29 protein-coding genes, 1 pseudogene and 1 riboswitch are annotated in these 25,168 nt (G+C 29.3%); of the genes and pseudogenes, 12 read left to right on the top strand and 18 right to left on the bottom strand.

Annotated elements, in window-relative coordinates:
* Positions 1–34: 34 nt before the first annotated feature.
* Positions 35–439: a DUF2721 domain-containing protein gene (locus tag ACIJYI_RS05915; protein WP_435113643.1), complete on the top strand. Its 405-nt coding sequence runs from the start codon at positions 35–37 to the stop codon at positions 437–439.
* On the opposite strand, the gene ACIJYI_RS05910 is transcribed toward ACIJYI_RS05915, so the two are convergent.
* Genes ACIJYI_RS05910 through ACIJYI_RS05895 form a run of 4 tightly spaced genes read right to left on the bottom strand, consistent with a single transcriptional unit; the run spans position 436 to position 2,865 of the window.
* Complete coding sequence (locus ACIJYI_RS05910; RefSeq protein WP_435113641.1) at positions 436–1,407, bottom strand: quinone oxidoreductase family protein; 972 nt, start codon at positions 1,405–1,407, stop codon at positions 436–438. The two genes, ACIJYI_RS05915 and ACIJYI_RS05910, sit on opposite strands and share 4 nt — an antisense overlap.
* Positions 1,408–1,410: 3 nt before the next feature.
* Positions 1,411–2,247 (bottom strand): pirin family protein, encoded by an 837-nt coding sequence (locus ACIJYI_RS05905; RefSeq protein WP_435113639.1) that lies wholly within the window; start codon positions 2,245–2,247, stop codon positions 1,411–1,413.
* Positions 2,248–2,625: a DoxX family protein gene (locus ACIJYI_RS05900; RefSeq protein WP_435113637.1), complete on the bottom strand. Its 378-nt coding sequence runs from the start codon at positions 2,623–2,625 to the stop codon at positions 2,248–2,250.
* Between the two features lie 3 nt (positions 2,626–2,628).
* Positions 2,629–2,865: a CDGSH iron-sulfur domain-containing protein gene (locus tag ACIJYI_RS05895; protein ID WP_435113635.1), complete on the bottom strand. Its 237-nt coding sequence runs from the start codon at positions 2,863–2,865 to the stop codon at positions 2,629–2,631.
* A gap of 128 nt (positions 2,866–2,993) precedes the next feature.
* Between ACIJYI_RS05895 and ACIJYI_RS05890 the strand changes: the two genes are divergently transcribed.
* Entirely contained in the window at positions 2,994–3,353 is a 360-nt protein-coding gene (locus tag ACIJYI_RS05890; protein WP_435113633.1) for a winged helix-turn-helix transcriptional regulator, read from the top strand.
* A 146-nt stretch (positions 3,354–3,499) separates the two neighbouring features.
* A riboswitch (SAM riboswitch) is annotated at positions 3,500–3,565 on the top strand.
* A 131-nt stretch (positions 3,566–3,696) separates the two neighbouring features.
* Positions 3,697–4,758: a homocysteine S-methyltransferase family protein gene (locus ACIJYI_RS05885; protein WP_435113631.1), complete on the top strand. Its 1,062-nt coding sequence runs from the start codon at positions 3,697–3,699 to the stop codon at positions 4,756–4,758.
* 2 nt (positions 4,759–4,760) lie between these two features.
* Here ACIJYI_RS05885 and ACIJYI_RS05880 read toward each other — a convergent pair whose 3' ends face one another.
* Positions 4,761–5,432, bottom strand: coding sequence for a haloacid dehalogenase type II (locus ACIJYI_RS05880; protein WP_435113629.1), 672 nt, complete (start codon positions 5,430–5,432; stop codon positions 4,761–4,763).
* A gap of 16 nt (positions 5,433–5,448) precedes the next feature.
* On the opposite strand from ACIJYI_RS05880, the gene ACIJYI_RS05875 reads away from it, so the two are divergent.
* The 9 genes from ACIJYI_RS05875 (at position 5,449) to ACIJYI_RS05835 (ending at position 13,575) form a co-directional block, all read left to right on the top strand.
* Positions 5,449–6,150, top strand: a complete 702-nt coding sequence (locus ACIJYI_RS05875) for an RsmE family RNA methyltransferase (protein WP_435113627.1) — start codon at positions 5,449–5,451, stop codon at positions 6,148–6,150.
* A 60-nt stretch (positions 6,151–6,210) separates the two neighbouring features.
* The gene (coxB, locus tag ACIJYI_RS05870) at positions 6,211–7,026 is read left to right on the top strand and encodes a cytochrome c oxidase subunit II (protein WP_435113624.1); all 816 of its coding nucleotides are present in this window, start codon (positions 6,211–6,213) and stop codon (positions 7,024–7,026) included.
* A gap of 1 nt (position 7,027) precedes the next feature.
* Positions 7,028–8,662: a cytochrome c oxidase subunit I gene (gene ctaD, locus ACIJYI_RS05865; RefSeq protein WP_435113622.1), complete on the top strand. Its 1,635-nt coding sequence runs from the start codon at positions 7,028–7,030 to the stop codon at positions 8,660–8,662.
* A 32-nt stretch (positions 8,663–8,694) separates the two neighbouring features.
* Entirely contained in the window at positions 8,695–9,606 is a 912-nt protein-coding gene (gene cyoE / locus ACIJYI_RS05860; protein ID WP_435113620.1) for a heme o synthase, read from the top strand.
* A gap of 118 nt (positions 9,607–9,724) precedes the next feature.
* On the top strand, positions 9,725–10,258 hold the full coding sequence (locus ACIJYI_RS05855; protein WP_435113618.1) for a cytochrome c oxidase assembly protein: 534 nt from the start codon (positions 9,725–9,727) through the stop codon (positions 10,256–10,258).
* A gap of 8 nt (positions 10,259–10,266) precedes the next feature.
* Positions 10,267–11,055 (top strand): cytochrome c oxidase subunit 3, encoded by a 789-nt coding sequence (locus ACIJYI_RS05850; RefSeq protein ID WP_435113616.1) that lies wholly within the window; start codon positions 10,267–10,269, stop codon positions 11,053–11,055.
* A 58-nt stretch (positions 11,056–11,113) separates the two neighbouring features.
* Positions 11,114–11,719, top strand: coding sequence for an SURF1 family protein (locus ACIJYI_RS05845; protein ID WP_435113614.1), 606 nt, complete (start codon positions 11,114–11,116; stop codon positions 11,717–11,719).
* Positions 11,720–13,090, top strand: a complete 1,371-nt coding sequence (gene thrC, locus ACIJYI_RS05840; protein WP_435113612.1) for a threonine synthase — start codon at positions 11,720–11,722, stop codon at positions 13,088–13,090.
* Complete coding sequence (locus tag ACIJYI_RS05835) at positions 13,090–13,575, top strand: peroxiredoxin (RefSeq protein WP_435113609.1); 486 nt, start codon at positions 13,090–13,092, stop codon at positions 13,573–13,575. Before thrC ends, ACIJYI_RS05835 begins: the two co-directional genes overlap by 1 nt.
* Here the strand turns inward: ACIJYI_RS05835 and rnhA are convergent.
* The 13 genes and pseudogenes from rnhA to ACIJYI_RS05770 all read right to left on the bottom strand — a co-directional run bounded on the left by rnhA (position 13,567) and on the right by ACIJYI_RS05770 (position 25,164).
* On the bottom strand, positions 13,567–13,992 hold the full coding sequence (rnhA, locus tag ACIJYI_RS05830; protein ID WP_435113607.1) for a ribonuclease HI: 426 nt from the start codon (positions 13,990–13,992) through the stop codon (positions 13,567–13,569). The genes ACIJYI_RS05835 and rnhA overlap by 9 nt on opposite strands.
* A complete protein-coding gene (locus ACIJYI_RS05825) occupies positions 13,992–14,957 on the bottom strand; it encodes a homoserine kinase (protein WP_435113605.1) in 966 nt (321 codons plus the stop codon). Before ACIJYI_RS05825 ends, rnhA begins: the two co-directional genes overlap by 1 nt.
* The gene (gene ispH / locus ACIJYI_RS05820; protein ID WP_435113603.1) at positions 14,958–15,902 is read right to left on the bottom strand and encodes a 4-hydroxy-3-methylbut-2-enyl diphosphate reductase; all 945 of its coding nucleotides are present in this window, start codon (positions 15,900–15,902) and stop codon (positions 14,958–14,960) included. It lies immediately after the preceding gene.
* Positions 15,892–16,827, bottom strand: a complete 936-nt coding sequence (locus ACIJYI_RS05815; protein ID WP_435113601.1) for a Brp/Blh family beta-carotene 15,15'-dioxygenase — start codon at positions 16,825–16,827, stop codon at positions 15,892–15,894. The genes ispH and ACIJYI_RS05815 overlap by 11 nt, the downstream gene beginning before the upstream one ends.
* Position 16,828: 1 nt before the next feature.
* Entirely contained in the window at positions 16,829–17,893 is a 1,065-nt protein-coding gene (locus ACIJYI_RS05810; protein WP_435113599.1) for a lycopene cyclase family protein, read from the bottom strand.
* The gene (locus ACIJYI_RS05805; protein ID WP_435113597.1) at positions 17,880–18,731 is read right to left on the bottom strand and encodes a phytoene/squalene synthase family protein; all 852 of its coding nucleotides are present in this window, start codon (positions 18,729–18,731) and stop codon (positions 17,880–17,882) included. Before ACIJYI_RS05805 ends, ACIJYI_RS05810 begins: the two co-directional genes overlap by 14 nt.
* Entirely contained in the window at positions 18,731–20,191 is a 1,461-nt protein-coding gene (gene crtI / locus ACIJYI_RS05800) for a phytoene desaturase family protein (RefSeq protein WP_435113595.1), read from the bottom strand. Before crtI ends, ACIJYI_RS05805 begins: the two co-directional genes overlap by 1 nt.
* A gap of 39 nt (positions 20,192–20,230) precedes the next feature.
* Positions 20,231–20,743 (bottom strand): F0F1 ATP synthase subunit B family protein, encoded by a 513-nt coding sequence (locus ACIJYI_RS05795; protein ID WP_435113593.1) that lies wholly within the window; start codon positions 20,741–20,743, stop codon positions 20,231–20,233.
* Complete coding sequence (locus ACIJYI_RS05790; protein WP_435113591.1) at positions 20,718–21,308, bottom strand: F0F1 ATP synthase subunit B family protein; 591 nt, start codon at positions 21,306–21,308, stop codon at positions 20,718–20,720. Before ACIJYI_RS05790 ends, ACIJYI_RS05795 begins: the two co-directional genes overlap by 26 nt.
* A gap of 5 nt (positions 21,309–21,313) precedes the next feature.
* On the bottom strand, positions 21,314–21,541 hold the full coding sequence (locus ACIJYI_RS05785) for a F0F1 ATP synthase subunit C (protein WP_006997791.1): 228 nt from the start codon (positions 21,539–21,541) through the stop codon (positions 21,314–21,316).
* Positions 21,542–21,559: 18 nt separating this feature from the next.
* Positions 21,560–22,294 (bottom strand): F0F1 ATP synthase subunit A, encoded by a 735-nt coding sequence (locus ACIJYI_RS05780; RefSeq protein WP_435113589.1) that lies wholly within the window; start codon positions 22,292–22,294, stop codon positions 21,560–21,562.
* A gap of 10 nt (positions 22,295–22,304) precedes the next feature.
* On the bottom strand, positions 22,305–22,580 hold the full coding sequence (locus ACIJYI_RS05775) for an AtpZ/AtpI family protein (RefSeq protein WP_435113587.1): 276 nt from the start codon (positions 22,578–22,580) through the stop codon (positions 22,305–22,307).
* A 9-nt stretch (positions 22,581–22,589) separates the two neighbouring features.
* A pseudogene (locus tag ACIJYI_RS05770) lies at positions 22,590–25,164 on the bottom strand (chromosome segregation SMC family protein).
* Positions 25,165–25,168: the final 4 nt, after the last annotated feature.

Raw genomic sequence — 25,168 nt, 5'->3', positions numbered from 1 at the left:
AACAAAGGCTAGATTCATAATCAAACTGATTCGTATGAATATAGATTACACAGTTACAGCACTAATGTTTCCAGCAATTCCTTTGCTAATGAGCATCTATAGTAATAGATTTCACTCTTTAAGTAAGCTTATAAGAGAACTACATGATGAACACGTTTATGAAAATCACGTTCCTCATGAATGGAAAAAGCAATTTATTAACTTAAGTGGACGCATTACGCTTCTTAGATGGACAATCATGTTTGCTGCTTTTGGGTTTTTATTCAATATGATGACTGTGTTAGGTCTCTATTTAAATGAAATATTTATTGCTAGATTAATTTTTGGATCTTGTTGTTTATCTATGATCATTTCAATTCTTTTTTTTATTAGAGAAATTCATATTTCAACAAATGCACTTAAGCTGCATATGTCTGATATGGATGTTGACCTTGATTAAGGAAGAATAACAGCAGGCCCTAAAATTTTTCTACCTTCCAAATCTTCATGAGCTTCAATAACTTGATCTAGTTTATATTTTTTAAAAATTTTTAAATTAAATTTTTTAGTCATAAACATTTCAAACGTTTTACCTGCAGCTTCATCAAGCTCTTCTTTTGTTGAAGTGTAATGAGCAATACTTGGTCTTGTTAAATATAACCCTTTAGGAGCTAATGATTTTGTAACATTGCAAGGGTCTAGAGGACCTGATGCGTTTCCAAACGAAACCATTGTCCCTCTAATTTTTAAGCATTCAATAGAACCATCAAATGTTTTTTTACCAACTCCATCATAAACAACAGGAACACCAACTCCATTTGTAATTTCTTTTACTCTTTCTGCAAAATTTTCTTCAGAATAGTTAATAACGTGATCACACCCATTAGCTTTAGCTATTTCAATTTTTTCATCAGAACCAACAGTGCCAATTACTGTACATCCTAAACTTTTTGCCCACTGACAAAGAATTTGACCAACACCACCAGCTGCAGCATGATACAATATAGTTTCACCAGATTTTACTGGATATGTTTTGTACAACAAATAAAAGGTTGTAATTCCTTTTGTCATAAGTGTAACTACATTTTCTAATTCAATTCCCTCAGGTACCTTGACTAATTTTTTTGTGGGAAATATTCTGTGAGTTGAATAGGAGCCTATTGGCATTGAAGCATAAGCAACTCTGTCTCCAACTTTAAAATCATTTACATTAGCTCCAACTTTTTCAACAACACCTGCACCTTCCATTCCAATATTGGAAGGAAGCTCAACTGGATAAAGTCCTGATCGATGATAAGTATCAATATAATTTAGTCCAATAGCTTCGTTTTTAATTAATACTTCACCAGACTTAGGATCTTCTAATTGAATGTCTTTAAGCTCTAGTACTTCTGGTCCACCAGTTTTACTAATTATTACAGCTTTCATAATTTATTTTACAAATGTATCATTATGATAATCTTGTACAGCTTGCAAGATCTCAGCTTTAGTATTCATTACAAATGGTCCGCCTCTTGCAATCTCTTCATTAATTGGCTTTCCTGAGATAAGTAAAAACTTAGCGTCTGATTTAGCTTTTACAGTTAAATCTTCACCTCTAGTTAACAATATTAAAGTACTATCTTTAACACTGTCATGCATATTTTTACCAATTTCAATTTCACCATTAATTAAATAAATAAAAGTATTATGAGTAGACGGTAATTTAAAATTAAACTCTTTATCTTTGTTTAATTCAACATCAAAATAAACTGGTTCAACGTTATGACCTTTAACAGGGCCTTCAGCAGTTTCAAATTTACCAGCTATGACTTTAACTTGTTTCTCTTCATCTTTGTGAAGGCTCATTTTATCTGCATCAATATAAATATATTCAGGTTTACTCATCTTCAATTTAGCGGGCATATTTACCCATAATTGAAAACCGTGAAGTTTTCCTTCTTTCATTGCTGGCATTTCAGAATGAATTATTCCACTTCCTGTTTTCATCCACTGAACATCTCCTGCTGTCATTCTACCTTCTCCACCAGTGCTATCTTTATGTTCAAAATCTCCAGCTAACATATAAGTAACTGTTTCAATTCCTCTGTGAGGGTGGGGAGGAAAACCTGCAATATAATCTTCACTATTTTCTGATCCAAACTCATCTAACATTAAAAACGGATCAAAGTAATTTGGCTCAACACCAATACTTCTTTTTAATTTTACTCCAGCACCATCTGATGCTGGAATAGGGTCTATAATTTTACTTACTTCTATATTTGACATTTAATTTCCAAACTTTTTATCAAGACTAAAATTTTTAGCTCCATTAACAACAAGAAATAAAAATCCTCCAGCAAGACCAATGTTTTTCATAAATGAAATAAAGTGCATTTGATCACTTAAATCACTATGAAAAATAATCGCAGTGGCTATACAAAATACACCTAGCAAAGCTGCTGAAATTTTAACTTTATATCCTGCTATTATTAGTATTGAAGCACTGATTTCTAATATGATTGCTGGGATTAAAAAAATACCAGGCATACCTAAGGACTCCATCCAGCCAACAGTTCCTTCATAGTTTCCAATTTTATTTATTCCACTTAATAAAAAAATAAGTGAAATAAAAAACCTTGCTACTAAATCTAATATATTTGTCATAATTTATTTATTGTGTGAACCATCACAGAATGGTGCATTGTTAGTTTGTTTACATGCACAGAAAAACATTTTTTTTGTTTCTTCTGCCTTATATGCCAATGGAGTAAACTCAGTTCCTTTATGTGATCCATCACAAAATGGTTGTTTTTTTGATTGTCCACATGAACACCAATAATAAGATTTATCTTTTTCAACTTCCACTGCAATTGGTCCATTGCCAGCACTCTGTCCTTTAGTCATATTTACCCTTTCGATTAGTTTGGAACATAAATAATGATTTGTTATAAATTATGCAAGTACGCAAAATAATCATACTAGTATTTAAAAACATACCTTGATAATTAAAATAAAATAGTTATTTTAGTGACATGAAAGAATTAATTAATTGCCCAGCTGAAAGAGCTATATATTTTCTTGGTGGTAAGTGGAAAATAAGAATTCTATTTACACTGTTTCACAACAAGACGGTAAGATTTAATGGGTTAAAAAAAGTATTAAAAACTATCACTCAGCAAATGTTATCTAAGCAACTTAAAGAGTTGGAAACTGATGGCATTGTTAATAGAAAAGTTCATCAAGTAGTGCCTCCAAAAGTTGAGTATTCACTTACAGAATTTGGCTTATCAGTAATTCCTATTTTAAAATCTTTTTCTGATTGGAATAAAAGAAATACTAGAACCATCTCATTAAAACTTAATAAAAACTTTGAAGAAAACAGAATAAGATAAAGCTTATTTTTTTGACAACATTGTTTATTTGTGGTTATATTGATTAGCGCTGATTTAAGTTAAATTGCAGAGCGCTTTAAAAATCCTGCTAAAGCGACACTTCAACCACCGCTTTAGCCGGTGGTTTTTTTTTGAAATTTTCTCAAATTAAAATCGGGTATTTGAACCGTATTGTGCACCCAGCATTTTGCTAAAGCACTAAAAAGGAGAGAAGAACTAATTTTTACCCTCTTTGGTTAATTAGTTTCTTTTCTCCAAATTGAAGGAGGGAAGAGCTAATTCAAAATATATTGATTTGATTTGTATCAAAGTTTTAGCTTTTTAACTCTGTATTGGAGAAAAAATGAAAACAAATATATTAAAAGAAAGATTAGATAAAGGGCCAGTGATTTGTGCTGAAGGTTTTTTATTTGAAATAGAAAAACGTGGATATATGGCATCTGGAGAATTTGTGCCAATGGTATCTTTAGATCATCCAGAAGTTCTTGAAAATTTGCACAGAGAATTTCAACATGCAGGATCTGACATTGTTGAAGCCTTTACTTATAATGGACATAGAGAAAAGATGCGAGTTATAGGTAAAGAGGAATTACTTGAACCGCTAAATCGTTCTGCTTTAAAAATTGCAAAAAAAGTTGCTTTAGATACACCCAAAGGATCTCAACCAAATTTAATGGCTGGAAATATTTCTAACTCAAATATTTGGAAGGAAGATGACAAGCAAGCTCAAAAAGTAGTTGAAGGCATTTTTTCTGAAATGATTGGTTGGGCAGTTGATGAAGGTGCGGATATGTTAATTGGTGAAACTTTTTATTATGCTGAAGAAGCTTTTAAAGCTCTTGAAGTAATGAAGAAAGCCAATTTACCAACTGTGTTAACAATTTCACCAATGGGTGAAAATAAAATGAGAGATGGAAAGTCTGTAGTTGATACATGTAAAGAGCTGGAACAAAGAGGTGCTGATGTTGTGGGCTTAAATTGTTTTAGAGGACCAGCAACAATGTTGCCATTCTTAAAGGAGATTAGAAAAGCAGTCAAATGTCATGTAGGTGCTTTACCAATTCCATATAGAACTAATGAAAAATTTCCAACTTTTTTTAATTTGCCTGACAGAGCCGATTGTGGCTGTCCTTCTCCACATGGAAGAACATTCCCAACAGCTTTAGATCCACATTTTTGTAATAGATATGAAATAGGTCAATTCGCAAAAGAGGCAAATGATTTAGGGATAAATTATCTCGGTGTTTGCTGTGGAGCTAATTCAATGCTGATTAGGGAAGTTGCAGAGTCAGTTGGATTAACTGTTCCAGCAAGTAAATATAGAGAAAAAATGGAAAATCATTTTATGTATGGAAAAAATAAAAGAATTCCAAAACATATGACTGATTATGGAGATAAGGCTTAATTTTAATTAGATTTTATATTGGGTAACAGATCTTTTAAGTTTTTGATCTCTAACTTTGGTTGGTAGTCAAGTTTATCAAAAATATTATTATTTCTGTTTACCCAAATAGAATTATAACCATAATTTCCTCCACCTGACACATCCCAAGTGTTTGCACTCAAAAAAGCAACTTCATTTTTTTTAATTTGATATTTGTTAATTGGCATATCGTAAACTTTTGTGTCTGGTTTATAAATCCCTACTTCTTCGATTGAAAAAATATCATCAAAAATATTTTCTAAATTATTACTTTTAACTAATTGATTGAGAAGGGTGGGTGTGCCGTTTGAGAGAATAGCTAGTTTATATTTTTTTTCTTTAAGTGATTTTAAAACTTCTGGTACTTCAGAAAATGGTGAAAGGATTTTATAAAGATCTAACAACTCATTTCTCATCGAGAGGTCAATTTTATAAGCTTTCATAGATTTATCCAAACTATCTTCAGTTACTTGCCAGAAGTCTTTATGTTTTTTCATTAGACTTCTAAGCCAAGTATATTCTAGTTGAGTTGTTCTCCAATAATTTGCAAAACCTTCCCACTTATTACCAATTTTTTCTTTACATTTTTCTGCTGCTGAATTGACATCAAATAATGTGCCGTATGCATCAAAAATTATTGCTTTAATATTTTTCATAATTAAACTTATCTTAATGAGTAATATTAGATTATTTTATAGTGAAAGTTTATCACTTAATTTAACAGCTACACTTGATAAATTACAATCTCATTATGTGAGTAAAGTAATGAGAGTTAAAGAAAACGAATTTTTTTCTTTATTTAATAGTAGTGGAGAGTGGGAAGCAAAAATTTTAAGTATTTCAAAAAGTATTGTTGAATTTAGTATTACCAATCAATTGAGACAAAAAGAAAACTCCAAAGAATTATGGCTTGCTTTTTCACCCATTAAATCAAACTATTTTAATTTTATGATTCAAAAAGCTACAGAGTTAGGTGTTACAAAGTTTTTACCCATAATATTTGATCGAACTATTGTTCGTAAGATTAATAAAGAGAGAGTTGAAAAAGTCATTATTGAAGCAACCGAACAATCTAATCGAATCAATGTTCCCTCAATCGAAGATCCTCAATCTTTGGAGTCTTTTTTGAAAAATAAAAACATGGATTTAATATTCACAGATTTAAACTCAAAAAATAATAAAATTGATACAGATCAAATAACGTCTAAACCAACTTGTGTAATAATTGGACCGGAGGGAGATTTTTCTGAATTGGAAAGAGAACAGATTCTTAAATTTGAAGGTGTTCAACCAATTAAAATCAATGAAAACATATTGAGATCAGAAACAGCTGTAATTTCAGCCATATCGATCATAAATTACGCAATAAATTGATATTTTGTCGCGAAAAGTAAAGTGTAATTTTGTAAAAGACGAACTATATAGTGTTTACAAATGAAAAAATTTTTATACATATTTCTAACTATTTTTTATTCATCAAACGCAATTGCTAATCAACCTAAGGATTGGCAATTAGGTTTTCAAGATGCTGCATCCCAGTCAATGAGAGAGATAGTTAATTTTCATGATAATTTGTTACTACCTATTATAATTGCAATCAGCGTCTTCGTATTATTCTTGATGATTTACGTTTCTATTAGATTTAGAGCTTCAAGAAATCCAAATCCATCAAAGACAACACATAATGTTGCAATTGAAGTGTTGTGGACTTTAATTCCATGCTTAATTCTGATTGTTATAGCAGTACCATCTTTCAAAATTCTATACAAACAAGATACTATTCCAAAAGCTGATGTTACAGTTAAGGCTATAGGTTACCAGTGGTATTGGGGTTATGAGTATCCAGATGAAAATATTATTTTTGACTCGTACATGATTGAGACAAAAGACTTAAAAGAAAATCAACCAAGACTACTTTCAGTAGATCACGAAGTTGTTGTTCCAGTTAATAAAGTAGTGAAGGTTTTAATTACAGCAAATGATGTTTTGCATGCTTGGGCATTACCATCTTTTGGTGTTAAGAGAGATGCAGTGCCAGGAAGAATTAATGAAACATGGTTTAAAGCTGAAAAAGTTGGAACTTACTATGGACAATGCTCTGAGCTTTGTGGAATTAAACATGCGTTTATGCCAATTACTGTAAGAGTTGTGTCAGAAGCAGATTATGCAGAATGGCTAACAGGAGCAAAAATTAAATTTGCAAAAGAACCATTATTAGAAAATGAAAATATAAAACTAGCGAGCAACTAATATGTACACACAAACAGCATCACACGACGATCATCATACACCAACTGGCTGGAAGCGTTGGGCTTATTCAACTAATCATAAAGACATTGGAACAATGTACTTAATATTTGCAATTATTGCAGGTGTTATTGGTACTGCGTTTTCAGTTTTAATGAGAATTGAATTGATGCATCCTGGTGATGGTATTTTAGGTGGTAATTATCATCTATATAATGTGTTAGTAACTGGACATGGTTTGATCATGATTTTCTTTATGGTGATGCCTGCTATGATAGGTGGTTTTGGAAATTGGTTTGTGCCAATTATGATTGGTGCACCTGATATGGCCTTTCCAAGAATGAATAATATTTCATTTTGGTTATTACCGACTTCATTTATTTTATTAATACTTTCAATTTTTATGGATGGCCCTCCAGGTCAAACAGGAGTTGGCGGGGGTTGGACTATCTACCCACCTTTATCATCTAAAGCTGGTCAACCAGGGCCTGCAATGGACTTTGCTATTTTAAGTTTACACTTAGCTGGAGCATCTTCAATTTTAGGTGCTGTAAACTTTATCACTACAATTTTAAATATGAGAACACCAGGTATGACGCTGCATAAAATGCCTTTATTTGCTTGGTCTATTTTAGTTACTGCGTTCTTATTATTATTGTCATTACCAGTTTTAGCTGGGGCAATTACAATGCTTTTAACGGATAGAAATTTTGGTACTGCCTTTTTTGATGCGCAAACAGGAGGAGATCCAGTTTTATTCCAACACTTATTTTGGTTCTTTGGTCACCCTGAAGTTTATATTTTAATTTTACCAGGCTTTGGAATGATCAGTCATATAGTTTCAACATTTTCTAAAAAACCAGTATTTGGTTATTTAGGTATGGCTTATGCTATGGTTGCAATTGGTATTGTTGGTTTTGTTGTATGGGCTCACCATATGTACACCGTTGGTCTAAGCACAGACACTAAAGCTTATTTCTTAGCAGCTACTATGATCATTGCCGTTCCAACAGGAATTAAAATATTTTCGTGGATAGCAACGATGTGGGGTGGATCTATTTCATTTAAAACACCAATGGTTTGGGCCTTAGGTTTTATATTTTTATTTACTGTAGGTGGTGTAACAGGTGTTGTTCTTGCAAACGCAGGTGTTGATACAGCGATGCATGATACATATTATGTTGTTGCTCACTTCCACTATGTATTATCTCTAGGTGCAGTTTTTGCAATCTTTGCAGGTTTTTATTACTGGTTTGGTAAAATGTCTGGATATGAATATTCAGAATTTTTGGGCCAATTACATTTCTGGTTAACTTTTATTGGTGTTAACCTAGTATTTTTTCCACAACATTTTTTAGGATTAGCTGGAATGCCAAGAAGATATGCTGATTACCCAGATGCATTTGCTGGATGGAATTATGTATCATCTATTGGATCATATATATCAGTAATTGGTTTGTTGGTATTTTTTGTTAATTTAATTTATTCATTTTCAAAGAAAAAAGCTGCAGCTCAAAATCCATATGGAGAGGGTGCAACGACTTTAGAGTGGACAGTACCATCACCACCAAATTTTCATACTTTTGATGAATTACCAAAGTTTGAAGATGAAGAAAGTCTTGAAAAATCTTCTAGCTAATTGACAATTTAGATTTTTCAAGAGAAAAAATAATGATCAAGTCTAAATTAAAAAATAGAAATTTAAGTCAAGAAGACGTTTTCAATTTTTCAGAACTATTTAAACTAATGAAACCAAGAGTGATGTCATTAGTAATTTTCACATGCGCTGTTGGTTTGTTGATGGCACCAAACATTATTCCAACTAAAGATGCAATTATTGGAATTATCTTAGTATCTATTGGTGCAGGAGCAGCTGGAGCATTGAATATGTGGTATGAGTCTGATCTTGATGCATTAATGTCAAGAACTTGTCTTAGACCAATACCAACTGGAAAAGTTAATAAAAACCAAGCTTTGGTTTTTGGTATTGCTCTTTCTGTGTTTTCAGTAATTGCTCTTGATTTTTTTGCTAACAGAGTATCAGCTAGTTTGTTATTATTTACTATCTTGTTTTATGTGCTGGTTTACACAATTTGGTTAAAAAGAAAAACTCCACAGAACATAGTTATTGGGGGAGCTGCAGGAGCTTTGCCACCAGTTATTGGCTGGACCATTGCTACAAATACTCTTTCATTAGAACCTTTAACATTTTTTTTGATAATTTTCTTTTGGACACCATCTCATTTTTGGGCATTAAGCCTTTATAAATCTGATGACTATAAAAAAGCAAAAATTCCAATGCTTCCATTAACAAATGGAATTGAAAGTACTAAATTAAATATTTTTATTTATTCTTTGATAATGATGCCTGTAATTGTGATGCCTTATGCGATTGATTTTGTTGGATTAATTTTTTTAATTCCATCTTTAATCTTAACTTTTTATTATAATTTTTTATGTTTTGAACTTTACAATTTTAAGAAAAATAAATTTAATGCAAAAAAAGCAAAATCTATATTTGGATATTCAATTTTATATTTATTTTTGATATTTGTTCTTTTTTTAATCGATAAAATTTTATGATAACACCTGATAAAAAGACTAAGAAAAAAAATATTTTAACTGCTATAGCAATTTTAGCTTTTATGGTTTTCTTGTTTGTATTTACATTATACAACGTAGGAGTTTTTGATAGACAATTATGATTAAGAAGAAAACTTTAACACCAGTTTTGCTTGGAGGAATTTTTTTCCTTATGCTTGGGCTTTCATTTGCTGCAGTGCCTCTTTATGATATGTTTTGTCGAATAACAGGATTTGGAGGAACAACTCAGATTTCAAAGGAAGCTCCAAATGTAGTGTTAGATAAAATTGTAAGTGTACGGTTTGATACTAATGTGAATAATCTTACTTGGGATTTTAAGGCCAAATCAAATGTTATTGATGTTAAGGTAGGCGAAGTGAATAGAATAGAGTTTGAAGTTAAAAATTATGGTGATGAAACTACTTATGGGGTAGCAAGCTTTAATGTTTCACCATCAAGTTTTGGTAAGTATTACAGTAAATTGGGTTGTTTTTGCTTTGAAAAACAAGAACTAAAAGCAGGAGAAAAAGCTACTTATGTAATGACATTTTATTTGGACCCTGACTTAGTTAATGATCCAACTACAAAAAATTTAGAGGATGTAACTATGTCGTACACTTTTTTCTCGACAGATTACTATAAACAATCATAATCACAAAAATGTCAGCTGAAAAAAAACACGATTATCATTTAGTAGACCCAAGTCCTTGGCCTATCTATGTATCATTTTCATGCTTAGTATTAGCAATTGGAACAATTTATTATATGCATAATGATGTTTCATGGGGAATGTATCTTGGTTTAGCTCTTGTGCTTTATGGTGCTTATATGTGGTTCAGAGATGTTGTGATAGAAGCGGAACATCAGGGGCATCACACTCCTGTTGTTCAAATTCACCATAGATATGGAATGACACTGTTCATCGCATCAGAAGTAATGTTTTTTGTTGCTTGGTTTTGGGCATATTTTGATATCAGTTTGTTTCCAAATGAGTTCGTTGGAAATGTTTGGCCACCAAAAGATATAGAAACTTTTGATCCATGGGACATTCCTTTAATTAATACACTTATCTTATTACTGTCAGGTACTACTGTAACTTGGTCTCATCATGCACTATTAGAAGACGACAGAAAAAGTTTCATTCAAGGTCTTACACTAACAGTTATTCTAGGTTTTTGTTTTACTTTACTTCAGGCATACGAATATCATCACGCTTCATTTGATTATTCTGGACATATTTATGGAGCAGTTTTCTACATGGCAACAGGTTTTCATGGTTTCCATGTAATTATAGGAACAATATTCTTAGCTGTATGTTTATGGAGAGGAAAACTTGGACATTTCAATAAAGACCATCATTTTGGATTTGAGGCTGCGGCTTGGTATTGGCACTTTGTTGACGTAGTTTGGTTGTTTTTATTTGCAGCTATATATATTTGGGGAAGTTAATATTTAATCCTTGAAGAATAAGTTCTTATTTTCAGTTTTTGTATACTTTATTATATTAGTGCTATTTTCACTAGGGTCTTGGCAGTTATATAGATTAAATTGGAAATTAGATTTAATAAATCAAATCGAACAATCATTAAAAAGTAGCCCAATTGAATTATCTAATATTGATAAAAAAAATTATCTGAGAATCAAAACATCAGGTAAAATTGATTTTGAAAAACAAATTTATTTATATAATTTAAATGAAAGTGGCAAACCTGGTTTTGAAGTAATTAATCCTATTTTGATTAATAACGAAAATTATTTAATTAATAGAGGCTGGATACCATTTGATAAAAAAGATAGATCTGAAATAAATTATATCAATCAAAATGATATAATAGGTACCTTAAAAACTCAAAGTAAAGCAAATTCTTTTAAACCTCAAAATGATATTCAAAAAAATTACTGGTTTACATTAGACCGAGAAGATATTTTTGAATACACTGGAAAAGAATTTTCAAAATATATTATTTATTTAAATGGCGATTATAAGCTTCCTAAACCTAAAGTGATAACAGCAAAAATTTCAAACAATCATAAAAAATATGCCATTACCTGGTTTTCAATGGCGATTTCAATTCTTTTAATATATCTATATTTCAGAAAAAAAAATTATTAGATGGAATATATAAGCACAAGAAATAGTAAAAAAGTTTTTGAGTTTAAAGATGTTTTTATAAAAGGACTTGCAGATGATGGGGGGTTATTTATACCTCGCTCATTACATAAAATTGACATCAATGAATTAAAAAACCTTGAATACACAGAATTAGCAAAAAAAATTATCTACCCATTCATTGGTAATTTTATGACTAAAGGTGATCTAGCTCAAATTATAAATAAATCCTATTCAGTTTTTAGAAAAAAAAATGTTGTTGAGCTTGTAAAAGTTGGAGATAGATCAGTACTTGAATTATTTCATGGTCCAACATTAGCCTTTAAAGATATTGCGATGCAACTTTTGGGAAATTTTTATGAATATTATTTAACTAATGAAAATAAAAAACTTAACATTGTTGTAGCAACCTCAGGTGATACTGGGGCAGCAGCTATTGATGCTATTAAAGGAAAAAAAAATGTAAATATTTTTGTGCTTCACCCACACAATAAAGTGTCTTCTGTTCAAAGAAAATTGATGACAACAGGAAAAGAAAAGAATGTGTTTAATATAGCTGTAGATGGAAATTTTGATGATTGTCAAAATTTAGTAAAAACAATGTTTGCGGATAAAAATTTTTCTAATGATATTAAAATGTCAGGTGTAAATTCAATAAATTGGGCAAGAATTATAGCTCAGAGTGTATATTATTTTTATAGCTACTTTTTAATTGAAGATAATAAACAACCTATAAATTTTTCTGTGCCAACAGGAAATTTCGGTGATGTTTATGCAGGATATTTAGCAAAAAAAATGGGACTACCAATAAACAAATTGATTATAGCAACTAATCAAAATGACATTTTGCATAGAGCAATTTCAAATGGAAATTACGAAGTAGAAAAAGTTCATGAAACTATATCCCCTAGCATGGACATACAGATAGCCAGCAATTTTGAAAGATTACTTTATGATTTAAATAATGGTGATGATTTAGAAATAGTAGAGATAATGAAAAATATTAGTGACAATGGAAAATATATAATTGATGATAAAAAATTAAATTTAATTAACAAGAATTTCTTATCATCTAGAATGAGTGAGGAAGAAGTTTTGAAAACCATAAATACTATTTATAAAAAATATAACATTATCTTAGATCCGCATAGTGCAATAGGTTATGGAGCATTTGACAAAGTTAATTTAAATGGAAATAATATAGTTTTAGCGACAGCTCACCCATGTAAATTTCCAGATGCAATTAAAAAAGCTATTGATTTAAAAGAAGATCTTCCTAAAGAATTAATGTTTGTTATGAATGAAGAAGAGAAATTTGATATCATTGATAACGATGTTAATAAAATAAAGAAACATATTAGAGAAAGAATTTAATGAATATTAAAGTAAATGATCAAATACCAAATTCAGAGGTCTTTGTTATAGATCATGGAAATCCTGAAAAAATAAGCACTCAAGAATTTCTAAAAAATAAAAAAGTAGTTATATTTGGTTTACCAGGTGCATATACATCGGTGTGTTCTGCAAAACATTTACCTGGTTATGTTAAAATGTTTGAGCAATATAAAGAAAAAGGAATTGATCATATTATTTGTGTTTCAGTCAATGATCCCTTTGTGATGAATGCTTGGGGTAAAGAGCATAGTGTAGGTAGCAAAATCTTAATGGTCGGAGATCCATTTTTAAATTTTACAAAAGCGATTGGTGCAGAAGTGGATAAAAGTGCAAGAGGGCTTGGCATTAGGTCCAATAGATACACAATGTTAGTTGATAACTTAAAAGTAATTGAATTAAAAGAAGAGGAAGATGCGGGCTCTTGCGAAGTTTCTGCTGCTGAAAATTTTATAAAATTATTTTGAATTTGCTGCTTTTTTGGCCAATAAGTCAACTTCTTCATTCATAGGGTTGCCAGCATGTGCTTTAACCCAATTCCAGTTTACATTTAAAGATTTGTTTAGATTATATAGTTCAATCCATAAATCTTTATTTTTTACATCTTCTTTTTTAGATGTTTGCCAATTATTAATTACCCACTTATTAATCCATTCAGTTATACCAAGTTTTACATATTGAGAATCGGTATATAATTTAATTTGCGAATTATCTTCCATATCTTTTAAAGCGTTAATTGGTGCTATTAATTCCATTCTATTATTTGTGGTATTTTTTTCACTTCCACTAATTTTTGAAATCTTACCATCTTTATTAATAATTGCGGCCCAACCGCCATTTCCAGGATTTGTTAGGCAAGAACCATCTGTATAAATTTCAATCATTAAATCAAATAATCTTTGTAATATCTCAAATTATTATGTGTGATAAGTTTTTGATAATATTCATTTGGATCTTTTATTTGTATTAATGCCGTTTTAGGAGTGTTTGAATAGTCATAAAGTCTAGTAAGTAGATATCTAATTGCCGCACCTCTACATAAAATATTTAATGATTTTTTTTCTTTTAAAGATATCTTTTTAATACTTTCATATCCTTTTATTAAATTGTTAACTTTTTGTTTGTTTATAATAAATTTAGATTTTTTAATATCAAAGCACAAAGCATTAATGCAAATAGCAATTTCATACATAAAATAATCATTTGCAGCAAAGTAAAAGTCAATAATTCCAGACAATTTATTTTTCTTAAAAAAAATATTATCAACAAATAAATCTCCATGAATTATTCCAAGAGGCAGTTTTTTTGGCCAATTTTTTTTTAAGTAATTTAAATTAACTTTTAAAAATTTTTCTAAATTTGTGAATTTTTTAGATTTAAATTTTATACTTTTTAAAAGAGGACTCAAATATTCAATACCCATTGAGTTTTTTCTATATAATTTAATATTTTTTGTAATGGTGTGCATACGAGCAATTATTTTACCAATATCAAAGCAGTTTTTGGGATTAAGTTTAATTTTATCACTACCTTCTATAAATGAAACGATACAAGCAGTTTTTCCTTTTAGCTTTATCAAATAATTTCCACTTTTATTTTTTAGAGGTTTTGGGCAACTAATTCCTGAATTATTTAAAGTGTCCATTAGTTGCATAAAAAATGGTATTTCTCTATTCAAAACTCTTTTTTCGAAAATAGTTAAAATTAATTTTTCATTTTTTGATCTTAATAAATAATTTGTATTTTCAATTCCTTTTTTAATACCTTTAAAATTTTTAATTTTATCAATATCAAATTGAGAATTTATGAAAGTAATTTCTTTATTACTAATTTTTGTATAAACAGCCATTTAATTTAGTTTTTTTGGAATCTTAAATTCTACGTTTTCTTTAATTATTTCTACTTCATCTATATTAATAGTAAATCTATTTCTTAAATTGTTTATAAAATTATCAACCAATATTTCTGGAGCTGATGCACCAGAAGAGACTCCAATTATATTTGAGTTTCCAATTTGTTCATAAGGTATCTCACTTTCAGAATGTATTAATTGTGCTTTTGAGCAGCCTGATTTTTTTGCAACCTCAACAAGTCTTACAGAATTTGATGAATTTCTACTTCCAATTACAAAAAACATATCACATTTTTTTGCTATATTTTTAACAGCCATTTGTCTATTAGTTGTAGCATAACAAATATCTTCTTTAAGTGGCTCTCGTATATCTGGAAATTTATTTTTTAAGACTTTAATTATTTCTTTTGTGTCATCCACAGAAAGGGTTGTCTGAGTGACAAAAGCAATTTTTTTATTTACCTTCTCGTTATAATTTTTAGCCTCTTCTTCATTTTGAATAAGATTAATTGATCCGTGAGGTAATTGCCCCATAGTACCTATAACCTCAGGGTGATTTTGATGGCCAATTAAAATTATATGATAGCCAGCTTTCTTAAGATTTTCAGCTTCTCTATGGACTTTAGAAACTAAAGGACATGTAGCATCTACATAAGTCATATTATAATTTTTAGCATCTTCTGGGATTTTTTTTGGTACCCCGTGAGCAGAAAAAATTACTGGTCTAGATTTATCTTTTATTTCTTCAAGTTCTTCCACAAATATTGCACCCTTACTTTTTAAATCATCAACAACATATTTATTGTGTACAATTTCATGGCGAACATACACTGGTGCTCCATATTTTTGGATTGATTTTTCAACAATTTCGATAGCTCTTTCAACGCCAGCACAAAATCCACGAGGTGCAGATAGTAAAATTTTTATTTCTTTATTTTTCATTTTTTTCTAGAAAATATTCGAGCAATATATGTGGAAAGGTTAAAGACGCCAAACCTATAAATACTATTTTTAAAATTGAATTATCCAAATCATAGCTATTATTTAGCAAATACAAACCTATTACACAAAGTATTGCTGTTAAAATTGTTAATGGAAGTGCTCTTTTTACAAATATTTTTAAGCCATTTTTAAAATCTATTTTATCTATTTCATAAACTAAAGAAATACTATGTCTAATTGAATGTAAAAAACAAAAATAAACAGTAAAAGCCACCAATGGAGAAAGAAAATAATTTATAATTAAAATAGAAAAATAATCTAAAAAAATTGTTATTTTTTTAATCTCAAAATTTTTTAAAAATAAATAAATAGATGAAAATGTACTTAATAAAATTCCTGTATATATTATATTATTTACTTCTATAAATTCTAAAGTTGAGTAGAAAGCTTCATTATCTATTAGTAAATATCTGAATATAGTTATTGTTTCATCAAAGTGAAAAAATATTGGTGCTAAAATTATTAAAGATCCTTTTAAAAAAAAAAGTAATTGATTTAATAAACTATTTTCTTCAATTAAAAATTTAGTATCTTCTTTTCCAAAATGAAAAGAAGCAACTATCAAAAAAATTATTAATGAAGTGGATGGTGCGAAAATCCATAAAATGATAATTGAAATGGATATTAATGTGTATAATAAATAAAAAATATACATTCCCTTTATATTGAGTATTTGCAAAAGTTTTTTACCTTTTGTATGGTCCAAAGAACCGTGTGATACACCAATAGTCAAAATTAATAATAAGCATATGATTGGAGCAAGAGTAAAATTAATAATCTTAAGGGTTAATAAAAAAATAAAATTGCTAAATAAAAAAAATATAAAAGAGTGATTTAGATTAACTCTTTTAAGTTTGTTGTTCATACTAAAATATATTTTTTATGAATAGCCACTTAGGCATTTTAGAAATTACGGCTAAATCATCCTTAAAGTTACTTTTATTAGATAAAAATTTTATCACAGTATTTGGCTGACATTCAAACATTTTATAAAAGATATTTCCCATTTTGGAGGAGTTATTTTTCAAAACTTTTAAAAAAATCTTATCAAAGAAATCATATTTTTTATTAATTTTAAATAATCTAGTCTTTTTTATATTTTCAATATTTTTTCTTATATATTTACTTTGTTCTTGAATATTTAAGAAGGTGTAACCTGTGCTTAGTCTTGTCATTCCTCCTATAGATCCAATATTTATATAGTTTTTCTTAATAGGATTTTTTTGTCTAAATAGAGGAATTGCCCCCATTTCTTTAAAATTTATTTTGCATTCTCTTAAATTTAAATGATTAGATAAATAATTATCAATTTGATTTTCATAATCTTTCAAAGAATCATTATTTAGTTCTGATATCCATGTAGTTTCAACAAGTGCCTTTTTTTTTGTAAAAGGTAGTGTATAAAAAAAATGAACTTTATTTCTTTGATCACAAGCAAAATCCATTAAATTAAATATTTCATCATCAAAAAAATCATTTTTAGTTTCTATTTCAACACCACAGAAATGTTGCCATAATTTATTATCAGCTTTTTTGATTTCAGGAACACTATTAAAAATGATAGAATTTTCATGATTTACTTCATTTATATTCTTAAAAAAAAAAATATTCTTATTTTGTTTTAATTTTGTAATTATTTTTTGATAAAATAATCCGCTATCAATAGTTTGGTACGGTGTTGCCTTACATTCTAAATATTTAGTTTCATTAGGAGAATTTATTGAAAAATTATTCCAACTTTTTTTTATACAATCGTCAAAATTATGCTCAAACATTTTCCAAAAAGACCATGTTTTGTCTCTTATGTACTCTATTCTTGGTTCTATTATTGCTAAAGTTTTATCTTTAATTTTATCATGAATTTCCAATTCATAGGCAAGCGATAACCCAGAACAACCCCCACCAATTATTATATAATCAAATTCTTTCATCTAAATTTATTTCTTCATTTATTAAAAAATGGTCATGTTGAATATCAGTATCATCTTTTCTAATTAATAAAAGTTGGAATAAATCTAAGATTGCAAGAAAAGTTTCTGTAATTTTTTCAAAATTAGTAACATAAATTTTTCCACTTTTTTTATAATTTTCTATATTCTGTTTTTTTAATATTTTATGTCCAATTTTTCTGTAAACTCTTCGTGCAATTAATATAGAAAAACGAAAACTAATAGGTATTTCTCTAATTGAGTAAAATGAATTTTCGTAAAATTTTTCTGATAGTTCTATAGTTGACTTAATATCTTCAAATCTTTGATTTATATAAGACCTGTCATTATTCAAATCTTCGATTACATCTCTTGAAATATTGGTTAGTTGCATAGCGATTCCCAAGTCAATAGCAGATTTTAATGAACTTTTTTTTTTCACTTTTAAAATTTTTGCCATCATTAAACCCACTGTTCCAGCAACTCTGTATGAATAAATTAATAATTCTTTCTTTGTATTCAATTTTATATTATTTTTTATATCAGAATTAATTCCATCAAGTAAATCGTGTACAACTTTTAAAGGAATATTAAATTCATCTATTAGTTTCCACATATTTTCTATAACAGGGTTCTTAAAATTTTTTTTATTAAAATTATCTTTAAATTCTATAAATTTGTTTTTTTTAACATCTAAAGGATTGGGATCATCAGCTATGTTATCTGCAACTCTACAAAAATTGTACAATGTAGAGCATTTTTTATAAGTTTGTTTTGGTAAAAAAAAACCTGCCCAATTAAAAGATTTGGCGTAAATTGACAGATAGTTTTTTTCAGACATTATAAAATTTTATCTAATACTTTTGCAGATGATAATACTCCTGGCACTCCTGCACCAGGATGTGTTCCAGCTCCAACAAAATAAAGTCCTTTATATATCTCTGACTTGTTATGAAACCTAAAATATGCAGACTGAGTAAATTTTGGCTGGATTGAGAAACCAGATCCAAATTTAGTATTTAAATCATTTTCAAAATAATCTGGTGTTAAGTAGAAGTCTTCAACAATGTTATCTTTAAGATTAGGCATTAAATCATTTTCCATTTTATCAATTACTAAATTTTTTATCTTTTCACCCTCTATATTCCAATCAATTCCAGACTGGTTATTGGGAACAGGTATCAAAACATAAAAACAATCATTTCCTTCAGGTGCCATTGATTTGTCAGTAGCAGTGGGTCTATGCAGGTAATAACTAATATCATTATTCAATTTTTTATTATTAAATATATCATCAAGATGTTCTTTGTATTTATTGCCAAATTTAATTGTGTGATGTTCAACGTTTTCATATATTTTTTTAGTTCCAAAATAATAAACAAATAACCCCATAGAATATTCCATTCTATTTTTTTTCCATTTAAATAATGACGAGATATTGGTATTACCATCTAATAATTTTTCGTAAACAGCTGGTGGATCTGCGTTACAAATAACGTTATCAGCATCTATTATTTTTTGATTATTTATTTGAACCCCAGAAATCTTGTTGTTGTTTGATATTATTTTTGTAACTTCACTATTTTTTAAAATTTTTATTCCAACTTCTTCCATTAAATTTTCAAAACCTCTGATTATATTTCCTGTTCCACCCATTGAATAATGTATGCCCCATTTTTTTTCTAGATATAGAATTAGTCCATAAATTGAGGTAGTAGTAAAAGGGTTACCTCCCACTAGAAGAGGATGCATACTAAACATTCTTCTTAGTTTTTCGTTCTTAATATATGTTGAAACTAATGAATAAACAGATTTATAACTTTTAAGTCTTAACAATGCTGGCAGCTGCTTCATCATTGCAAATGGTTTATCAAAAGGCACATCAGCAAGTTCTGTAAAACCTTTATCAAAAATTTTCTTTGTAAAGTTTACTAATTTTTCATAACCATTAACATCTTCTTTGCCAAATTTTTCAATTTGGCTTTTCATTTCAGTCTCATTACCAGAGTAATTAAACTTTGAATTATCTTCAAAAATAAATTGATACCAAATTTTAAGTGGAGAAAGTTTAATATAATCTTTTGGATCCTTTTGAAATAGTTCAAATAACTCATCAATAAGATAGGGTGCAGTAATAACAGTTGGTCCTCCATCAAATACAAAGCCATTTTTTCTGAACACTCTTGCTCGACCACCAAGATCAGGATGTTTTTCTATTAATGTAACTTTATGACCTTTGGCTTTAAGTCGAAGAGCAGATGCAATTCCACCAAAACCAGAACCAATAACTATAGAATTCATTCTAATAATTTATAACTTTTTTAAAAAATTGTAAGAGTATTATGAATTAATTTTTTTTAACTCTTCTTTAGTTTCATCTAAATTTTTTTGAAATACTGTATCAAGTTTAGATTTGTCTACTGATGTAGTAATAATTTTTTTAACAGAATCTATAGCTATTTTAATAGAAGTATCTTTTATTTCTTTGATAGCTGCTTCTTTCATTTGACTTATTTTATTTTCAGCTAAATTTTTTTTAATTTCTGAGGATTTGTGAAATTTATCATTTAATTCAATTATTAATTTATCAGTATCTTTTTTAGCTTCTTCTATAATCTTATTGCTTACTGTTTGTGCTGTATCCAATTTATTTTGCGCATTATCAAGCAATGTTTTTGCTTCAGTTCTTAACTTCTCACTTTCGTCAATCTCATTCTTGATATCTGAAATCATTTTATCTAATAATTCAGTTATTTTTTGAGGTATCTTTAGATAAATTAAGGCTCCAAAAAAAATAATAAACGAAACTGCTACCCAGAACGTTGCATCAATTGCCATAGTATTTATCTCCATTTCTTTTTGACAAATCATCTACAATTGCAGAAATGCTGCTATTGTTTACTTCGGCACCAATAAGTTTTTGGATTAATTCTGAAGAAGTTTCTATTGCTATTTTGGTGATTTTATCAGGTGCACCATCTTGCAAAACTTTTATTTCTTGTTCAGCTTTTTCAATTTCATTATCAATTTGTTTGTTTAGTACTTCTTTTTTAGCGCCAATATCTTTTAAGGCTTTTTCTCTAGCTTGATTAAAGATGCTTTTAGCTTCAAGTTTGCTTTTAGAAATAATTTCATCAAACTCTTTTAGTTTTGTTTCACTGTCTTCTCTTTGCTTCTCTGCAGCCTCAATGTTTTCTAATATTTGAGATTTTCTGGTCTCTAAGTTTCTACTAATTTTTGGAAGTATTAATTTAGATAAAACTACATACAACACTCCAAACGTTAGCGTTAACCAAAATATCTGAGAAACCCAAAATTCAGGATTTAATTGAGGCATGCCACCACTTTCAGCTGCAAAAGCTTCCATAGAAAACAGGAAGCTAAAAAATATTGACTGAAAAAATATTTTTTTAATCATTTAATTTAAAACGCAAAAAGAATGATTAATGCAACTACTAATCCAAATAATCCTGTTGCTTCAGCAAGTGCAAAACCTAAAAGCAAGTTAGGAAACTGTTTTTGTGCAGCAGAAGGATTTCTCATCGCTCCTGACAAATAGTTTCCAAAAATTATTCCAATACCAACACCGGCACCAGCTAAAGCTATTGCTGCTAAGCCTGCTCCGATCATTTTTGCTGCTTCTAATTCCATTATATCCTCCTATGTTAATTAATGGTGTAAATTTAATGCATCATTTAAATAGATGCAGGTTAAGATCGCAAAAACATATGCTTGAAGAAAAGCAACTAGGATCTCCAAACCTGTTAATGCAACCGAAAAACTCAGTGGAAGCCATCCACCAACTATTCCAAGACTTATAACAAAGCCTCCGAAAACTTTCATCATAGTATGACCTGCCATCATGTTTGCAAATAACCTAACCGACAAACTGATTGGTCTACTTAAATAAGAAATAATTTCTATAACTACTATTAGTGGAAGTAGCACTGCTGGCACTCCACTAGGAACAAATAACTTTAAATAACCAAAGCCATGTTTAATGAAGCCAATAACTGTAACTCCAATAAAAATAAAAGAAGCTAATACAAATGTAACTATTATATGGCTAGTTACAGTAAATGTGTAAGGTATCATACCAAACATGTTGCAAAAAAGAACAAACATAAAAAGTGAAAATATAAATGCAAAATATGGTTTTGCTTTTGATCCAGCCGTATCACTAATCATCTTTGATACAAAAGTATAACTCAGCTCAGCTAGAAGCTGAATTTTATTTGGTAATAAGGAATTTTTTTTAGAACCAAGGCTAAAAATTAATAAAATTGCAACTGAACTTATAATCATAAACAAGCTTGCGTTAGTAAATGAGATGTCAAAAGCACCTACTTTTATTTCTGGTCCAATTCTGTGTACATTGAATTGGGTCATTGGATTTCCTGCCATAAAATTCTATCTATTTTTGCATATTTTTTGCAGATCTAATTACGTTGGTTATTCCAGCAACCACACCCACAAAAAAAAATATTAATATAAACCAGGGTTTAGTACCAAAGGTCTTGTCAAAAATAAACCCAATAATTGTCCCTACTGCTACAGCAGAGACTAATTCTGTGCTTAATTTGAAGGCAGTTCCAATAGAAGAAGGGTTATTCTTGTTATCGTATAAGTTTTTCTTTGAAATCTTCTTTTTTGCAATCTCTAAGCGAGTTTTAAACTGATCTTTTGGCATTTGTATAGTTTAGGCAACCATACTCTCTGCTTTTTGTAAATCAACAGCTACTAGTTGGCTAATTCCTTTTTCTGGCATTGTAACCCCGTAAAGTCTGTTCATTTTAGACATTGTTAAAGCGTGATGAGTTACAATAATAAATTTTGTATTTGTAATCTTAATTAGTTCTTCTAGAAGGCTACAAAATCTTGTTACGTTAGCATCATCAAGTGGTGCATCTACTTCATCTAACACACAAATAGGAGAGGGATTAGTTAAAAAAACTGCAAAAATTAAAGATAGAGCAGTCAAAGCTTGCTCACCACCAGATAGTAAAGTTATGGACTGAAGTCTTTTACCAGGAGGGCTTACTAGCATTTCCAAACCTGCCTCAAGAGGATCATCTGAGTTCAACTAATTCAAGCTTAGCATTTCCACCATTAAAAAGTTTTGTATAAACTTCATTAAACTTTCTATTAACTTTTTCAAATGCCTCAATTAGTCTCTCCCTTCCTTTTTGGTTAAGTTCATTAATGCTATCTTTTAATTTAATTATTGCTGTTACTAGATCTGATCGATCTTGCTCCATTTTTTTTATTTCATCCTCGTATTTACTTGTCTCTTCATCAGCTTTTAAGTTTACTGATCCTAGTTTTTCTCTTTCTTGTTTTTTTTTATCTAAAGAATCTTCTTGATCAACAGCATTAGGTAATTCTTCAACACCATTTAAGTTAGAATTTTCTAAAATATTTTCTTCTGTTAAGCTAAGTTCAGAATTAATTCTATCCAGTAAATCACTTTTTCTTTTTTGTAATCCTTCAATAGTTGCACCAGAACTTGCTTTACGTTCCCTAATTTGAATTGACTGTTCTTGAATCTCATTTAATTGAGCTCTTAATGTTTCAATTTGTTGATCGGTCTCTTGAATGACATCATCATTATCAATTTTTTCTTTGTCAGAAATTCTCAAGTTTTCAGAAATTTGACCTTTTCTTTCTGCTTGTACACTTGGTTGATTATCCAACTCTTTTAATTGTGTGTTTAGTTTATTTTTTCTTTCAGTTAATTCTGAAACCATTTTTTCTGAATTTGACAACAAATTTATCCAACTTTCAATTTCAGTTTCGATAGTTTTAATTCTTTCATTACGTTTGATTGACTCATTTTTAATTGATTGATTTTTACTGTATGCGTCTGCATATTTTTCTTGAAGTTTTCTAATATTTTGTGATTTTTCATTAACACTTAATAGTTCCTCTCTAGATTTTTCATTTTTCAAGTCATTTAAAAAATTATCTAGTTCCATGTTACATCTATCTAATAAAGTAACCGCCTGATTTATCTCATTGCTATCAATCAATTCTTTAACTCTATTAATTGAGTTTTTAACATTCTTAATTGGGCCAATACTTATGTTTATTGTTCCTTCGGCAATATTGTTAACTACATCATCAACAGCTTTTTGCTCTTCTTTAAGGCTATTCTTAGCAGTCTCTAATTCTTCATTAGATAACTTTTCAGTTTCAAAATATTTTGAGTCTACTTCTATTAAATCCGACTTCTCCTCTTTCAGTCTTTTTTCATTAGAATTTGCATCTATAATAATACCCCTCTCTCTTGTAATATCCTCATCAAGAGTTTGAAGAGATTTTTTGATAGTTTCAATTTCATCTTGTGTTCTGGTATTTTCTTCATCTAAATTTTGTAACTCTAAGTTTAATCTTTGAATTCTAGATAAATTTTCAATATTTTTTTCTCTTAATGGCGAAACTTTATCTATTGCTATTTTGATTAAATTTTCTAGATCAGATATCTTGGTATTAAAGCCCTCAACTTCACCCCCAGCTTCACTATTGATTTCATTTTCTATCCTTATTTCTTTATCTATTTCAATTAATTTTAAGTAATAAAGACCTGCTTCTATCTTTTTTATTTCATCAGTAATTAATTTATATTTTGTAGCTTCCTCAGCTTGCTTTTGAAGATTGGCTAATTGCTTTTCTTGCTGTCTTCTAAGTTCATCAGCTCTTTTAAGATTGTTTTCTGCAGCTCCTAACCTTAGTTCAGCTTCGTGCCTTCTTACATGTAATCCAGATATTCCTGCTGCCTCTTCTAATATAGCTCTTCGGTCTGTTGGTTTGGCAGTAACTAGAGCACCAATACGCCCCTGGCTAATCATTGAGGGCGAGTGTGCACCAGTTGATAAATCGGCAAAAAACATTTGAGCATCTCTTGCTCTTACTTCTTTGTCATTAATATAAAATTTGGAACCTTTGTCTTTTTCAATTTTTCTTCTAACGCTGATTCCTTCAAGTTCACGATACTGAACTGGACCTTCATTATTTTTATTTTCAACTTCAATTGAAACTTCAGCAATATTTTTTGATGCTTTGTTAGAAGTCCCAGAAAAAATTACATCTTCCATCCCTGATCCACGCATACTCTTTGCAGAAGTTTCTCCCATAACCCATCTTAAAGACTCAACGATATTTGATTTTCCACATCCGTTTGGACCCACAATTCCAGTAAGACCTTCTTCAATTAAGAAATTTGTTTTATCAGCAAAAGATTTAAATCCATTTAGCTGGATTTTTTTAAACTCCATACAT

This window comes from Candidatus Pelagibacter bacterium nBUS_36, from assembly GCF_051201215.1.
Taxonomy (GTDB): Bacteria; Pseudomonadota; Alphaproteobacteria; order Pelagibacterales; family Pelagibacteraceae; genus Pelagibacter.
Note: the sequence above shows the minus strand (reverse complement) of the source record. Positions and strands in the feature narration are given on the sequence as shown.